This is a genomic window from Streptomyces sp. CNB091, assembly GCF_000377965.1.
Genome location: NZ_KB898992.1, coordinates 110,913 through 126,505 on the forward strand (window position 1 = coordinate 110,913; position 15,593 = coordinate 126,505).

Genomic DNA, 15,593 nt, shown 5'->3' on the forward strand with positions numbered 1-15,593 from the left:
CAACCTGGCCGATGAAACAACCGTTGGCATATGCGGCACGCGGGCGTCCCGACAAGGAGAACCTGTTCGGCCCCATCCGCGTGTCCCCCGTCGTGGGCGTTCTCCTCCCGGGCCCACAGGACACTCGCCCACATCGTCGAACGCCGCGGTCGCACCACCACAGGCTGAGAGGTCTGCTGACTGACGGGACGGGCCGGTGTGCGCCCGTCCCCGTGGGCCATTCGGGCGCGGTGGCCGCCGTCATGACGTGTCCGGGGTGTTTCTCCACCGGGAGTGCGCGGCCGACGTGATCGTCTCTGCATCAGTGCCTGCCTTCGCGCGGCGCGAACCTTCGACCGGCCGTGCACGAAGGCATGCGATCGGGGTACGCGCCTGGGCGGAGTGTCGAGTCGTTCGTCACCACCACTGATCTCGGAATCACCACTGATCTCGGAAAGGCGTGAGATGGACCGTCGCCAGCCTGCGAAACACTCGTTCGGCGATTCTTCGCGCCCGGCCCACAAGGTGGGCGGAGGCCGCCACCTCACCCCGTCGTGCGAGGACGCCCGGGTCGTGGATTCGGACGTGGTCGACGCGGTCCTGCGCACCGCACGGGCCGTGCTGGCGGACCGGATCGACGAGGCGGCGCGGAGCGACGCCTCCTTCTGCGAGGAATTGGCACGCCGGGTCGCCGACTTCACGCTGGAAGGCGGCAAGCGGATGCGGCCCCGCCTTCTGTGGTGGGGGATGCGCTCCTGCGGTGCGGCGGAGACCGCGGCCGCGCTGCGGCTCGGGGTGGCCTTGGAGCTGATCCAGAGCTGCGCGCTGATCCATGACGATGTGATGGACCGCTCGCGGCTCCGCCGGGGGAAGCCTGCCGTGCACATCGGGCTGGCGGAGCGCGCGGGTCTCTCGCCGGATTCCGGGCGGGGTTCCGTCTTCGGCACCTCGGCCGCCGTGCTGGCGGGTGATCTGGCCCTGGTCTGGGCCGACGACACGGTGGCGGAGACCGTACTGTCCGCCGTCCAGCGTCGTCGGATCGGAGCCCTGTGGCGGGCCATGCGGACCGAGATGGTCGCCGGGCAGTACCTGGATCTGCGGGGCCAGGTCAGCGGTGGGTCATCAGTGTCGCAGGCTCTGCGGACCGCCCGTCTCAAGAGTGCTTCGTACTCCGTCGAGCGGCCTCTGGCGATCGGTGCCGCCCTGGCGGGCGCCGATGACCGGACCACCGACGCTCTCCGCTCCGCCGGCCGGTGTGCCGGTATCGCCTTTCAGCTGCGGGACGATCTGCTCGGGGTCTTCGGCGACCCGGCACTGACCGGGAAGCCGTCCGGCGACGATATCCGCGAGGGCAAATCGACCTATCTGCTGGCTGTCGGCCGGAGGTGGGCCGAAGCGGCGGGCGACGAACAAGCGCTGGCGGTACTCGGCCGCGTCACCGGTCATGCCGCTCTCACCGAGGAGGATCTCGCGGACGTACGCGGCGTGCTCGAGGTGACGGGGGCGCGCGCCCATGTGGAGCGGAAGGCGGAGCGCCTCCGCGACCAAGCCGTACGTCGTCTGGGACAGGCCGTCGACGTGGACGCACACGGCGGCCGCCAGCTGCTCGGTCTGCTGCGCACCGTCTCCGGAGAGCGGGCCGCCCACTCCCCCACCACCGCCGGTGGGACGCACGGCGGCGCTACCGGGGCGGCAGGCGCCTCCCCGGTCCTGATCACGACCGAAGGAGGTCATGCCGGGTGATCACGGTCAAGGGGCCCGTCGACCATGTGGTGGTGGTCGGCGCCGGTCTGGCAGGACTGGCCGCCGCGCTGCACCTGCTGGGCGCGGGCCGTCGCGTGACGGTCGTCGAGCGGGAGGGCGTGCCCGGGGGCCGGGCCGGGCTCCTGGAGTCGGGAGGCTTCCGTATCGACACCGGGCCGACGGTGCTGACGATGCCGGATCTGGTGGAGGAGGCTTTCGCCGCGGTCGGGGAGCGGATGGCCGACCGGCTGGAGCTGGTCAGGCTGGCCCCCGCCTACCGGGCGCGGTTCGCCGACGGGTCCCAGCTCGACGTGCACACCGACGGTGCCGCGATGGAGGCCGCCGTCGAGGAGTTCGCGGGGGCCCGGCAGGCGGTCGGCTACCGGCGGCTGCGGATCTGGCTGGAGCGCCTCTACCGGGTGCAGATGCGCCGCTTCATCGACACCAACTTCGACTCACCGCTCCAGCTCGCCCATCCCGACCTGGCCCGCCTCGCGGCGCTCGGGGGTTTCGGCCGGCTCGACGCGCGGATCGGGCACTTCGTATCGGACGAACGGCTGCGCAGGGTGTTCTCCTTCCAGGCGCTGTACGCGGGCGTGCCGCCGGCACGGGCGCTGGCCGCGTACGCGGTGATCGCCTACATGGACACGGTGGCCGGTGTGTACTTTCCCCGGGGCGGCATGCACGCGTTGCCCCGGGCGATGGCGGACGCGGCCGCCGAAGCCGGGGCTTCCCTCCGTTACGGGCAGAGGGTGGCCCGGCTGGAGCGCTCGGGTGACCGGGTCACCGCTGTCGTCACCGACCAGGAGCGCATTCCGTGCGACGCGGTCGTCCTGACCCCCGATCTGCCCGTCAGCTACCGGCTGCTCGGCCGCAGCCCGCACCGGCCCCTGCCGCTGCGGCACTCGCCGTCCGCGGTGATCCTGCACGCGGGCACGGATCGCACCTGGCCGGACCTGGCGCACCACACCATCTCTTTCGGCGCGGCCTGGAAGAGCACCTTCCACGAACTCACCCGCACCGGGAAACTGATGTCGGACCCCTCGCTCCTCATCACCCGGCCCACCGCGACCGATGCCTCTCTAGCACCGCCGGGCAAGCACCTCCACTACGTGCTGGCTCCCTGCCCGAACACCGAGGTCGGGCCCGGCGTACGGGAGTGGGGGGAGCTGGGGCCGCGCTACCGGGACGAGTTGCTGGCGGAGCTGGAGCGCCGCGAGATGCCCGGTCTCGGCGCGGCGATCGAGGAGGAGGGGCTGGTCACGCCGGTCGACTGGACCGCGCGGGGGCATGCGGCGGGCACTCCCTTCTCCGTGGCCCACACCTTCCCCCAGACCGGCCCCTTCCGGCCGCGCAACCTGGTGCGGGGCACGGTCAACGCCGTCCTCGCCGGCTGCGGCACCACGCCCGGCGTCGGCGTGCCGACCGTCCTGATCTCCGGGAAGCTGGCGGCGGAGAGGATTACCGGCCCCCGCATCGCCCGGGCCCCTCGTTCTGCCCCGAGAGGTGCCAGCGCATGACCGACCACGAACTCGACGCAGCAGGCGTCCATGACCCCGCGCTGCGGGCCGCGTACGCCCGCTGCCGCGGCCTCAACGCACGGCACGGCAGGACCTACTTCCTCGCGACGCGGCTCCTTCCCGTCGGCCGGCGGCCGGCCGTCCACGCCCTGTACGGCTTCGCCCGCCGGGCCGACGACATCGTCGATGATCTCGACACCACAGCCACGCCGGGGGAGCGCGCCCGCGCCCTGCTCGACCTGGAAGCCCAGCTGGGGGCGGGGTTGCGGGGGGCCCGGGCCGCCGAGCCGGTGATCCGTGCCCTGGCCGACACGGCGGCCCGGTACGGCATCGACCATCGGCACTTCACCGACTTCCTGTCCTCCATGCGCAGCGACCTGACGGTCGGCGGGTACGCCTCGTACGAGGAACTCGGCAGGTACATGCACGGTTCGGCCGCGGTGATCGGCCTTCAGATGCTGCCGGTGCTCGGGACGGTGGTGGCGCGCGAGGAGGCGGCACCGCACGCGGCCGCGCTCGGTGTCGCCTTCCAGCTGACCAACTTCCTGCGGGACGTGGGCGAGGACCTGGACCGGGGCCGGCTCTATCTGCCGGCCGAGCTGCTGGCCGCGCACGGGGTGGACCGGGAACGCTTCGAGTGGAGCCGGAGCACGGGATTGCCGGACAGCCGGATCACCGAGGTACTGCGGGCCGCCGCGGCCCACAACCGGGCCGTCTACCGGACCGCCCTGCCCGGCATCGCGATGCTCGCCCCGGTGTCGCGGCCCTGCATCCGTACGGCGTTCGTGCTGTACAGCGGCATCCTCGACGCGATCGAGGCGGACGGGTACGCGGTCCTGCACCGCCGGGCGGTCGTCCCGCGCCGGCGACGGGCCGTCGTGGCGCTGGACGGGCTGGTGCGGGCGGTCGCCGTACGCACGGTGCGCCGGCGCCGAGCAGAGACGGTCGAGGCGGTCCGGTCCGACGGAGTGTCCCGGCTGCGGGCGGCCGGCGCCCCGGCCCCGGTGCGGGAGGAGGCCGTATGAGCCCGGCGGCAGGACGCCCACGACCCGGGCGCGTTCCCTTGCGGATGCGGCGCGCGCCCGTCCCGTGGGAGCGTCAGGCGCCCACGTGGCGCGAGGCGAAACCCTGGCTCGTCGCGGAGGCCCTGGAGCGTGCGCAGAGCAGGCCTTCCGGCAACTGGTACGTCATCGGCGCCTCGCGCGCCCTTCCCCCCGGGAAGGCCATCGGGGTCACGGTCGGCTCCACCGAAGTGGTGGCGTGGCGCGACGACGGGGGAAAGCTGCGCACCGGTCCGGGTGCGTGCCCCCATCTGGGGGCGCCCCTGCGCGACAGCCCCGTCCGCTGCGGCACGCTGGTCTGCCACTGGCACGGCCTCGTACTGGACGGCGAGCCGTTCGCCGGATGGGAGCCCTATCCCGCCTTCGACGACGGGGTCCTTCTCTGGGTGCGGCTCGACCGCATGGGGGGCGAGCCCCCTTCGGAACGTCCGTACCTACCGGGCCGGCCGAGGACGCGGGACGCCGTGGAGGCGGTCTACTCCGGCGTAGGGCGCTGCGAGCCGGAAGACGTGGTGGCCAACCGCCTCGATCCGTGGCACGGCGCGTGGTTCCACCCGTACTCCTTCGTGGACCTGACGGTGACGGGAACCCCCGCCGACGGCCCGGCGGACGACAACGGGTTCACCGTCGACGTGTCCTTCAAGGTGGCCGGGCGACTGGTGGTGCCGGTCCGGGCCCGGTTCACGGCGCCCGAGCCCCGTACGGTCGTCATGCACATCGTCGAGGGCGAGGGCGCGGGGTCCGTCGTGGAGACCCACGCCACACCCCTCGCTCCGGACGAGCAGGGCAAGCCCCGCACCGCCGTGACGGAGGCACTGGTCGCGGCGTCGGACCGTCGTGGATTCGCCGTGGCCCGGGCGGCCGCTCCGCTGCTGCGCCCCTTGATGCGTACCTCGGCCGGCCGGTTGTGGCGGGACGACCTGGCGTACGCGGAGAGGCGCTGGGAACTCCGCGAGAGAGGGATGTTCCCGGCCTGACCAGCGGCCTCCTTCAGTGGAGCTCCGCCCGGCCGCTCCGTCAGTCGGCCAGCGCGGCGAGCCGACGCAGAACGGCCGACCGCCCGGCGCGCGGGACGGTCCAGAGCGTCTGCCCCCGTACGCCCCAGCGTTCCAGCAGGGCGTTCGCGGCGAGGAATCCGCTGGTGGCCGCGCGTTCCATCAGGGCCACGGGCAGCTCGGTGCGGACCATGTCCCCGGCCACGGTGACCGTGGGGTCGGGGCTGCGCACGCCGGGCCGGTCCCAGTAGCCGCCCACGGGGAACATCGGGCAGTCCGCCCGCCATTCGTGGCGGGCGTCCAGGAGGCGGGCGCTCCGGGTCTCCGGATAGACGCGGTGCAGTTGTCTCAGCGCCTCGTCCTGTACGGCGGAACGGTCGGCGTCCGGTGCGACGGCGTACGCGTGCAGCTCGACGACCGAGCCCCTCGTGCGCCGGGCCCAGCGGGCGGCTTCTCCCTCCCAGCGGTCGAGGACGCTCACGTTGTCCAGCGGACCGTAGCCGCTGGTGCCCAGGAACCCGGGCCGGTCGTGCGCCACGGGCCGGTCGAGCCAGAGCCGTGAGACCAGGAACGGCGGGGCGGTGCGCAACCGTGCGATCCGTGCGCGCCAGTCGGTGTCGCCCAGTTCGGGGGACGCGGCGACGAGGCGGCGCAGGCCGCCGCTGTCCAGAGCCAGGACGAGGGCGTCGTACCGGGTGGTGCGGTCGTCCGTGGTGAGGTCGAGCCCGCCGCCGGGCAGGGGGCGGACCCGCCGGAGCGGTGTCCGTGTCCGTACGTCGACGCCGTGGATCTCCAGGTAGCGGTGCAGCGGTTCCCACAGGGCCCTGGGGAAGGGTTCGCCGGGCACGTCGAAGAGCAGGCCCTCGCTGGAGCCGAGGAAGTAGATGTGGAACATCAGAGCCAGTTCGGCGGCCGACAGTTCACGCGGGTCGGCGAAGAAGCTGCGGGAGAAGACCTCGAACGCCAGGTGGTGGGCGGCTTCCGGGAAGCGGATGCGGTGGAGGAAGTCGGTGGCGCTGGTCCCGTCGAGCCGTTCGTAGACCTCGGGCACCCGCACGTCCAGCAGCCCGACAGCCGCCCTCGGGTTGATCCGGACCAGGTCCCGCAGACCGAAGGTGGGGCTGAGGGCGACGAACCCCATGGCGCTGAGCGGAGGCGTGCGCGGCACCCGGGCGAAGCTGTCCCGCAGGCCGGAGCTGTGCCACAGCGGGTAGTCGGGCAGCCGGGTCAGGGAACCGAGCTCCGGGTCGACCCGACGCAGAAGTCCGCGCAGGTTGTAGTACTGCCGGAAGAACGCGTGGAACCCGCGGCTCATCGTCACCGCGGTGCCGTCGGTGAGCTCGGTGGGCCACCCCGACAGCCTCCCGCCCAGGCCTGGTTCGCGCTCGTAGAGGGTGACGCGTACGCCGCGTTCCGCGAGAAGGGTGGCCGCCGCGATCCCTGCGATGCCGCCTCCGACGACCGCCACCGCGGGAGCGTCCCCCGTGAACCGGGCGCGGCCGGCCGGTGCCGGCACGACTGCCGCCTGCCGGTCCCTGCCGTGCCGGTGTCCCCTGCCGCTGTCCCGCGCGAACATCACGCCCGTACCCCCGGGACGGCCGCGGTGCGACCGACGAAGGTGTGGGTGATGCCGGTCTGCCAGCCGGGCAGCGGGAGGACGCGTACGTCGGCGAAGCCGGCCCGGCGCAACCGCCGGGCGAACGCGGGAGCCGTGTCGAACCGGGTGACACTGTCCCGGAGGTGTCGGTACAGGTCGGCGTCCCCGGCGAGCCGGCCGGCGGGCTGGATGATCAGCGAGCAGACCGCGCTCCACACCGCACGGTGGACGGGGAACCCGCCGAGCATGTACTCGTGGACGGCGAGGCGGCCGCCCGGTACGAGCAGACCGCGCACCGTGTCGAGGGCCCCGTCGGGGTCGGTGACGTTGCGGAAGAGGTAGCCGGCGAACACCGCGTCGAAGGAACCGGCTTCCAGCCGTCCGGCCAGTTCCTCGACCGGGAGGTGCGCGAAGTCGACGCCCTGCGGCCAGCTCTTGGCCGTCGCGCGGTCCAGCATGCCCGTGGACGCGTCGACTCCGGTGATCCGGGCGCGCGGGGCGGCAGCGAGAAGCGCGGCCGTGGAAGCGCCCGTTCCGCACCCCAGGTCGAGCACGCGCAGTCCGCGTCCCTCCTCCGGCAGGCCCAGTCGGCGTGCGGAGCGGCGCAGATGCGCGTGGTAGCCGGGGCTGGCCGAGACGAGGCGGTCGTAGGCGGTGGAGCCGTGGTCGAAGGCCTCGGACAGCGCGTCACCGCGCAACAGGGTCATGGGGTGCTCCCTTCGGGGGCGGTCGGTGCGGGGGAAAACGGCGCCGCTGAGCGTTCACGCCGGGTCCTGAAGGGGAGTTCGAAGACGGTCCGCAGCATGGGGACCATCGGTGTCCGCAGGCCGATGAGCAGGTCCTCGTGCAGCTGCGACCGGCCGTCCATGAAGTTCAGCAGCCGCTCGCCTGGAACGCCGCGGAAGAGGCGGGTGAAGAAGTCCGCGCCGTCCACCCTGCCGCTGTCCAGGGCCCGCAGCAGCACGGCGTCCATCAGCCGCGCCCGGCGCCCGTACGGGGCGGGCATGTGCAGGGGGCGTCCGGAGCGCAACTGATCGGCGATGGCCCGGCTCTGTCGCTGCACGGCCGCGAAGGTGTAGCCGGTCGACGGGCGGGTCGCGCCTCCGGCGGTGCCGATGCGATACACCGAACGCCCCGGCTTGTGCGGGAAGCGGCCGTCCGTCATGGGGATGACACCGTGCTCCTGCGACGTGACCTGGAGCGGCCCGAGCCGCAGCACGTCGTGGGTGTAGTGGCGCAGGGCTCGCCGGTAGCCGTCGGTGTCCAGCGGGGCGGGGGAGAACTCGGTGTACTCGACCAGCGCGGTGTGCGGGTCCAGCGGCAGGACATAGCCGAACGAGAGGCCGCGAGCGGGCTGCGGCGTACGGAAGTCCATCAGGTCCGCGGTCCCGGGATCGAACGCGGGACGCTCGGTGCGGACGAACCAGCCGGTGAAATGCTGGAGCAGCGTCGTGCGAGCGGGGGGCAGGGGGTGGGACGGCCGGGAGTCGAAGACGAGACGGCCGCGGACAAGGACCCGTTCGCCGCGCGCGGTTCGGGTCAGGACCTCGCCGCCGGCACCGGACGGGTCGTCGCGTACGGCACTCGCGGTCGCCTCCATCCGGCACAGGTCCGGTGCACGGGACAACCGTTCCTCGACCAGTGCCTCGAAGGCGTCCGAGCGCAGCATCTTGTAGCGCAGCCGCGGGAGCCGGACCACGGTGGAGGCCCCGTCGGCCGCCCGGACCCGCAGCCGGGGCCAGGAAGCGGCCAGGACCGGATCGTAGGGCCCGCCCGGCGGCTCCCAGAAGCACCAGGTCCGCGGGGGCGCTCGCAGAGGCCCCGGCGGGGCGTCTACGAGGGCGACCGACAGAGGTACGTCGCTGCCCGGGGCGCAGAGGTGGTACGCCAGGCTCATACCGGCCGCGCCCGCGCCCACGATCACGACGTCGAAGTCAGCGGGCACGGCATTCCTCTCGGTCGGACGGGTGCGAACCTTCGCGGGGCGCGAGCGAAGCCGACGTCCTTCCCATCGAAACGCCGGGCGGGCCGGGTGCCAGGCGACCGTATCCCGCGGTGCCCTCCCTCACCCGGCACGCCCGGCCGCGCCCACCTGAGTGGCGGTAGGGCCTGGCCGGGGACGGCGGGCTTCGCTGCCCCCGGCCAGGTCTTCCACGGGCGATCGCGAGCACCTTGCCGTGCTGCGCCCGACACCCCGGCCCCGCACCACCCGCCTGACCGCCGACGCCGTGCTGAAACCTGCGTGGAATGAGTGGATGGGGGCCGCTCCACGCCGGAACGGCCCCCTGGACGGCCCCGATCAGCTGTAGACGCCGAACTCGTGCAGTGAGTAGCCCCAGCCCGTGCCGCGGGCGGTGAGCTGGAGCCGCACGTGGCGGGCCGTTTCGGTCAGGGCGATGGTGTCGATGTCACCGTTGCCGGTCGTCGTGGTGTGGACCGTGCGCCAAGCGTTGCCGTCGTCCGAGACCTGAACCTCGTAGGACTTGGCGTAGGCCGGGTCCCACACCAGTTGCAGGGTGCGGACGGGCACCCGTGCGCCGAGGTCGACCGCTATCCACTGGGGGTCGCTCCAGTCGCTGGCCCAGCGGGTGTCGGTCCTGCCGTCCGTGGCGCGCTCCGGCGGGCAGGGGCAGTCACCGTACGAGGCCTGGGAGCTGGAGGCCGTGGTGGCCTTGCCCAGGGCGACATTGGTGCCGGTCACCGGCGGGGCGACGACCTTGACCGACTTCGTTTCGATGCCGGCGTTGCCCTTTCCGTCCTCGGACTGGATGTAGACCTTCCACACGCCGAGCTTCTCGGGAGCGGTGACCGCGAACGTGCCGTCGCCCGTGGACCTGAACTGCGCCGGGACGAGCCGCTTGTCGCCGTTGGCGTAGTTGCCGCTGAGGAAGATCTTGTTGGTGAGCTGGTCGCCCTCGGGGTCGCGGATGCCCGCGCGGACGGTGAACTCCTTGCCCGCCGGGGCGGACCCGGCCGGCGTCACCGTCATGTCGGTGATGACCGGCGGCAGGTTGTCACCGGCGTTGGAGCCCGTGTAGGCCTTCTTCACCGAGTAGTACGACAGCCGCTTGAGGCCGTCGGGGATCAGGTTGAACCACACCCCGCCGAAGTCGTGCTCCAGGCCGTAGTGGAAGAGGGTCGCGCCCAGGGCCACTCCCCGGTGGCCGGTGACGCAGTCCCAGGACTTGGTGTAACCGTCGCGCTTCTGCACGTCGGTCGGCTCGTCGGGAGCGCCGTTGGCGTCGTCGGGCACCTCCCACTCACCCGCGGGGCCGCTCTCGGTGATGATGTAGGGCTTGGTGTAGCCCCCCTCCTCCCAGTCCTGCTGGACCCCGCACGTGTCGCCGTAGGCGTTCATCGAGTACAGGTCGAGGTCGGGTGCGTTGCGCTTGTAGTACGGCCAGGCGCCGGTCCACGCGTCGGTGGAGGTCACCGGGTGGTCGGCGTCGATGGAGTGGATCTTCTTGGCCGCGTCGTTGACGAACGTCGTGTAGGCGTTGCGCTGGGCTTCCAGCTCTGCGCCGCTGTAGCAGTTCTGGAGGCCGAGGACGGACTCGTTGCCGACGTTCCACATGAGGGTCGCGGGGTGGTTCTTGTAGGTCTCGACCCACTTGGCGATCTCGGTGAGCATGGTCGACTTGTACGCGGTGTCGGTGACGTAGTCGGCGCAGCCGCCGCTGCCGGGGCCGCCGCCGGGCTGGAGCCAGAAGCCGTTCATGACCCGCAGGCCGTTCGCGGCGGCCGCGTCGAGGAGCGGCTTGGTACTGGCGTCCGTGCCCCAGGTGCGGACGGTGTTGACACCCATCGACTTCAGGTCGGGCATGTACTTCGGAGCGTCCGCCATGGACGGGCCCCAGGTGAGGCCCTTGACGGTGTACGGCTGTCCGCCGACGGTGAGCTGCCACGCGCCCTGGGAGCCGGTGACCTTGACGGCCCCGCCGGGCGGGGGGCCGGTGGTGCCCTGGGAGCCGTAGACCTGGAACTCCCAGAGGGAGTAGCCGTATCCACCGGGGCGCGCGGTGCCGAGCATTCGGACGTAGCGGCCGGAGCCGGCGAGCGCGAGGTCGTCGGTGCCGCCGTCGCCGTCGGTGACCTTCTTCAGGGTGGTCCAGTCGGTGCCGTTGTCGCTGGCCTGGATCTCGTAGGCCTTGCCGTAGGCGCCCTCCCAGGTCAGTACGGCCCGGCTCAGGTCGGACCTCCTGCCGAGGTCGATCTGGATCCACTGGGGGTCGGACCACTGGCTGGACCAGCGGGTGCCGGTGAGGTCGCCGTCGACGGCCTGTGCGGCGGAGAGGCCGTCGCCCTCGTTCGAGGAGGCGGTGGCGGTCTTGCCCTGGGAGATCAGGGGATCGGCGGCGCGCGCCTCGGTCGGCGCGGCGATGAGCGTGAGGGAGGAGGCGAACAGCGCGCCGAGGGTCAGGGTGAGAGCGGGTCTGCGCAGGGACAGCATGGCGGCTCCTGAGAGGAGGACGGGGGGACGCGGACGGCCGCCGTCGGGGAGGACGGCGGCCGTCCGTGGGAGAGAGGGTCGCCGGGTGAACCCTCACCGTGGGCCCCGGGCCGGGGTCAGGCCCGGTCCGGGGGTCGTCCACTGCGGGTGGTTCACCGCGGGGGACGGGTCAGGGGAAGGAGACCAGGGTGGACGGCACGGTCGTGGTGCCGGCCGGGACCGTGGAGGCTCCGGTGTTGTTGATGACGTGGTTGTAGTGGCCCATTCCGCCGAGCGACACCACCAGCAGGCTGTGGAACCTCACGCCCGGCTTCACCGGGGCCTTGAAGCCGTGGTCCTGGCGGATGGTCGAATCGACGTTGTAGTTGCAGTAGCTGCCCATCGCCCAGCCCTCGTGGACGTCGACGGAGTCGTCGACTCGGTAGGCGGCGTAGCCCTTCGTGTCGCCGTTCTGGATGGCTGCCTGGTCGGGTGCGTCGTACGCCTTCTCGTTCTGGTAGAAGATCGTCCGGCCGCGCTCGCCGTACCACTCGACGTCGTACTTGTTGAAGTGTTCGACGAACAGGCCGGTGGCGAGCACGTCGTCGCCGTACACCCGGACCCCGTAGTCGGCGCGGTTGGTCTCCCAGCCGACGCCCTCGCCGTGGTCGGCGCGCCACACCCAGGTGTGGTCGATGATCACGTCGTCGCTGTGGACGGCGATGGAGATGGTGGCCTTGCCGGCGCCCGCGCCGCCGATGCGGACGTAGACGTCCTGGACGGTGGTGGGGTTGGCTGCGTGGTCCGCGGAGGAGTTCTGCGGACCGACCTCCAGCAGGGTCGGGGAGTTGACCGTGCCGGCGTCGATCAGGAAGCCGGCGAGCTTGACTCCGTCGACGTCGGCGACCTTCATCGCGGTGACGCCGCCGTCGGGGATGATCGTCGCGAGGCCGAGGCCGAGGACGACCGTGTCCGCGCGGTTGACGTTGATGGGCTGGTCTACGTGGTAGATGCCGGGGGTGAAGAGGAGGTTGAGGCCCTGGGACAGCGCCTGGTTGATGGTGGCCGCGGTCGCGCCCTCCTTGACGACGTAGAACTTGTCCAGGCCGATCGAGGTGCCCTGCGGGGTGCCGTTCCAGGAGACACCGCGGGCGTTGGTGCGCTTCTCGGGAACGAAGACCTTGTACGTGTTGCCGTCCAGGTAGAGGAACGGCTTCTCACGGGAGATCGGGGTGTTCTGCAGCGTGGTGTAGCGGGGCTCGGGGAACGAGTTGGCGGGTGCGCCTTCGACGCCCGAGAACGTCTGGTTCCAGACGGAGTTGGACCAGCCGCCGATCGAGCTGTCGCGGGTGTACCACTGCTGCTGCGAGTAGTTGCCGACCTGGCCGTCCACCTGGGAGTCGGCGATGTAGCCGCCGCTGGCCCAGCCGTAGCCGTTCGGGGCCAGGTTGAGCCCGCCCTTGACGTGCATGCGGCGGAAGGAGGCGGCCTGGGAGACGGCCCAGCGGTTGGTGCCGCTGACCGGGTTCACCGCCAGGTTCTCGGCCGAGCGCCAGAAGTTCTGCGTCGCGTTGCCGTTGAACCAGCCCGCGTCGACGGTCACGTCACCGTTGATGGTGGTGTCGTCGGGCTTGAGGCCGAGGCCGGAGATCGAGGTGTAGAAGCCGATCTCGGCGTTCAGGTTGTTGTACGTGCCGGGCTTGAAGAGGAACTGGTGCCGGCCGTTGCCGAAGTGCGCCGCCTCCTGCTCGTCGAAGACCTGGTCCAGTCTGGCCTGGATGTCGGGCGTGGAGGGGTCGAAGACGTGCACGTTCGGGCCGAGGTCGCCGCCGCCGGGAAGCTGCGGGCCGTCGGTGCCGCCGGACTCGCCGTAGACCTTGAACTCCCAGAGGGAGAACCCGTACTGGGTGCCGCGTTCGGTACCGTTCACGCGGACGTAGCGGGCTTCACCACTGATGTTCAGTTTGTCGGTGCCGCCGTCGCCGTTGGCGGTCTGGTAGGCGGTCGACCAGTCGGAGCCGTTGGCCGACAGCTCGACGCGGTAACCCTTGCCGTAGGCCGCTTCCCAGTCCAGGACGACCTGGCTCAGCTTCGTTCTCGCGCCGAGGTCGACGCGTATCCACTGCGGATCGGAGGCGGCGCTGGACCAACGGGTGGTGGCGTTCCCGTCGACGGCCGCCGTGGCCGGGGTGCCGTAGTTCTCCTCACTGGAGGCGGTGACCGGCTTGCCCTGGGACAGCAGGACGGGTGCGGCCTCGGCCCTCGCGGCGGGAACGATGGAAAGAAGGGTGGCGGCCAAGACGGTGACCATCCCGGCGACCACGCCGCGGGAGGCCGCTCTTGGGGTACGACGGTGGCCGGTGCTATGGGGCACCGTGACCGCTGGGGGTATGCCAACTCCGGGCATGCGGGGGCTCCTAGAGATCGAACAGAGAGATGAGAGAGCGCTCTCCCGGAACCTTGCCCGTCACGTCAGTCGCGGTCAAGAATCCTGACGCGACTTTCCTTTCGGCTTGTATTAAGTCCTTGTCTCTGCGGAGCCCCTGACGCCCGATCAGGCCGCGCACCAAGGAGGCGACCGGCCACCTGCGGAGTCGGACCGACAGGGAGGCGCCTGCCGGAACCGGAGACCAGTTCGTCGCATGGACCGAGGGTCGGCCGCACATTCGTGGGAAGCCGCTCAACGACCGCCGTCGCCGGTGGACTTGACCGCGGCCGACCGGGTCAGGCGAGCCCGAACGACCGGATCGCCGCGAGGAACTCCTCGGGCCGTTCCGTGTGGATCAGGTGCCCGGCGTCGATGGTGACCAGCCCGGCGCCCGGTATCGCCCGGACCACCTGCGCGAGATGCCCCTGGTCGATGTGGCTGGTGGGGCCGCCCCCGATGACGAGGGTGGGCGCGGTGATCTCCGGGAACCGTCTCCGGACGACCGGGTCGGGGTCGTTCAGCTGGACGTCGATGTCGGGGACGACGGGCCAGTCGAAGTCGAGCGCGCCCTCCGGGCGGACGGACGGCGGCCGGGGCGGGTCGAGCGGGTGGAGGGGCGGTGCGTCCTCGATGACCAGCCGCCCGATCAGGCCCGGTTCCCGCTGGGCCAGGAGGTAGGCGGCCACCCCGCCCATGGAGTGCCCGACGACGGTCGCGCCGGCCAGGTTGCGGGCCTCCAGGAAGGTGTGCAGGTCGTCGCGGAACATCTCGAAGGAGTAGCGGCCGGGCCAGTCGCTCAGCCCGTGGCCCCGGAAATCGAGGGCGTACACACGGTGGTCGGCGGCCAGGTCCTCCGCGATCCTGGTCCAGGTCACGCTGGAGCCCGCCCGGCCGTGCAGGAGGACGACGGGCGGGGACGGCTCCTCGCCCCACGCCCGGTACGCCAGCCGGACCCCGCCCGCCTGCACCGTACGGATGCCGGGGTCGAGGAAGGCTTCCACCGTACGGGCGAAGGCTCCCGGGTCGTCCAGCCACGGGAAGTGGCCGGCGCCCCGCTGGACGACGAACGCGGCGCCCGGGAAGAGCGCGGCGAGCTCCGTGGCCCGGTCCGGGCTCGGGTGGCCGTCGTACTCCCCGGCGAGAACGAGAACCGGCACGGTCAGGGCGCGCAGGGCGGCGGCGGTGGCGGCGGGGTCGTGAACCCCTTCAGCGCTGTAGTGGCCGCGCGCCGCCGCGTTGGTCTGCCCGGCGGAGGCCTCGGCGTGGGCGCGGGCCGTCGCGTCCCAGCGGCCGTAGGTGAGGGGCCGGACGGCGGGCCACAGCTCCGCGAACGGTCCGCCGGCGAGCAGCGCCTCCTGGGCGGCCCTGGCCTCGGCGTACCAGGGCTCGTCGCGCCGCAGCTCGGCGGCCTCGCGCAGGTCCTGGTCGCTGATCTCGATGCCCACGGCCCGGGTGCTGGGCGTGACGAGGGTCAGGGTGCGCAGCCGGTCCGGGTGGCGGGCCGCGTACAGCAGGGTCAGGTCGGCCCCGGCGGAATGCGCCAGTACGTCCATCCGGTCGAGGCCCAGGTGTTCGCGCAGCGCCTCCACGTCGTCCACGAGGCGGTCGCAGCGGTACGTCGACGGGTCCTCGGGCACACCGGAGTCGCCGCTGCCGCGGAGGTCCAGCAGGACGAGCTGCCGCCGGGCGGCGAGCCCGCCGAGGTCACCGAGATACGCGCTCGCCCGCATCGGCCCGCCGGGCAGGCAGATCAGCGGCGCTCCCTCCCCCACCAGGTGATAGGCGAGCGGGGTCGTGTCGTACGCGGAGAGGATCGGCATGCTCCCCATCCAAACAGGAAG

10 protein-coding genes are annotated in these 15,593 nt (G+C 72.1%); 4 read left to right on the plus strand and 6 right to left on the minus strand.

Annotated features, from left to right (window positions below; translation table 11 throughout):
* The first annotated feature begins 444 nt into the window (after nucleotides 1-444).
* Genes D581_RS0106660 through D581_RS0106675 form a run of 4 tightly spaced genes read left to right on the plus strand, consistent with a single transcriptional unit; the run spans nucleotide 445 to nucleotide 5,280 of the window.
* Complete coding sequence (locus D581_RS0106660) at nucleotides 445-1,722, plus strand: polyprenyl synthetase family protein (protein WP_026290274.1); 1,278 nt, start codon at nucleotides 445-447, stop codon at nucleotides 1,720-1,722.
* A complete protein-coding gene (locus tag D581_RS0106665) occupies nucleotides 1,719-3,242 on the plus strand; it encodes a phytoene desaturase (RefSeq protein ID WP_018956449.1) in 1,524 nt (507 codons plus the stop codon). The genes D581_RS0106660 and D581_RS0106665 overlap by 4 nt, the downstream gene beginning before the upstream one ends.
* Nucleotides 3,239-4,267, plus strand: coding sequence for a phytoene/squalene synthase family protein (locus tag D581_RS0106670; RefSeq protein ID WP_018956450.1), 1,029 nt, complete (start codon nucleotides 3,239-3,241; stop codon nucleotides 4,265-4,267). Before D581_RS0106665 ends, D581_RS0106670 begins: the two co-directional genes overlap by 4 nt.
* A complete protein-coding gene (locus tag D581_RS0106675; protein ID WP_026290275.1) occupies nucleotides 4,264-5,280 on the plus strand; it encodes a DUF5914 domain-containing protein in 1,017 nt (338 codons plus the stop codon). The genes D581_RS0106670 and D581_RS0106675 overlap by 4 nt, the downstream gene beginning before the upstream one ends.
* A gap of 40 nt (nucleotides 5,281-5,320) precedes the next feature.
* On the opposite strand, the gene D581_RS0106680 is transcribed toward D581_RS0106675, so the two are convergent.
* The 6 genes from D581_RS0106680 to D581_RS0106705 all read right to left on the minus strand — a co-directional run bounded on the left by D581_RS0106680 (nucleotide 5,321) and on the right by D581_RS0106705 (nucleotide 15,572).
* Nucleotides 5,321-6,874, minus strand: a complete 1,554-nt coding sequence (locus D581_RS0106680) for an FAD-dependent oxidoreductase (protein ID WP_018956452.1) — start codon at nucleotides 6,872-6,874, stop codon at nucleotides 5,321-5,323.
* Nucleotides 6,874-7,602, minus strand: a complete 729-nt coding sequence (locus D581_RS0106685) for a class I SAM-dependent methyltransferase (protein ID WP_018956453.1) — start codon at nucleotides 7,600-7,602, stop codon at nucleotides 6,874-6,876. The genes D581_RS0106680 and D581_RS0106685 overlap by 1 nt, the downstream gene beginning before the upstream one ends.
* Nucleotides 7,599-8,840 carry a lycopene cyclase family protein gene (locus tag D581_RS0106690; RefSeq protein WP_018956454.1) on the minus strand — a complete coding sequence of 414 codons (1,242 nt, stop codon included), beginning with the start codon at nucleotides 8,838-8,840 and terminating at the stop codon, nucleotides 7,599-7,601. The genes D581_RS0106685 and D581_RS0106690 overlap by 4 nt, the downstream gene beginning before the upstream one ends.
* Before the next feature lie 354 nt (nucleotides 8,841-9,194).
* Nucleotides 9,195-11,345 carry a discoidin domain-containing protein gene (locus tag D581_RS0106695; RefSeq protein ID WP_026290277.1) on the minus strand — a complete coding sequence of 717 codons (2,151 nt, stop codon included), beginning with the start codon at nucleotides 11,343-11,345 and terminating at the stop codon, nucleotides 9,195-9,197.
* Between the two features lie 169 nt (nucleotides 11,346-11,514).
* The gene (locus D581_RS0106700) at nucleotides 11,515-13,731 is read right to left on the minus strand and encodes a discoidin domain-containing protein (RefSeq protein ID WP_026290278.1); all 2,217 of its coding nucleotides are present in this window, start codon (nucleotides 13,729-13,731) and stop codon (nucleotides 11,515-11,517) included.
* A 317-nt stretch (nucleotides 13,732-14,048) separates the two neighbouring features.
* Nucleotides 14,049-15,572, minus strand: coding sequence for an alpha/beta fold hydrolase (locus tag D581_RS0106705; RefSeq protein ID WP_018956456.1), 1,524 nt, complete (start codon nucleotides 15,570-15,572; stop codon nucleotides 14,049-14,051).
* Nucleotides 15,573-15,593: the final 21 nt, after the last annotated feature.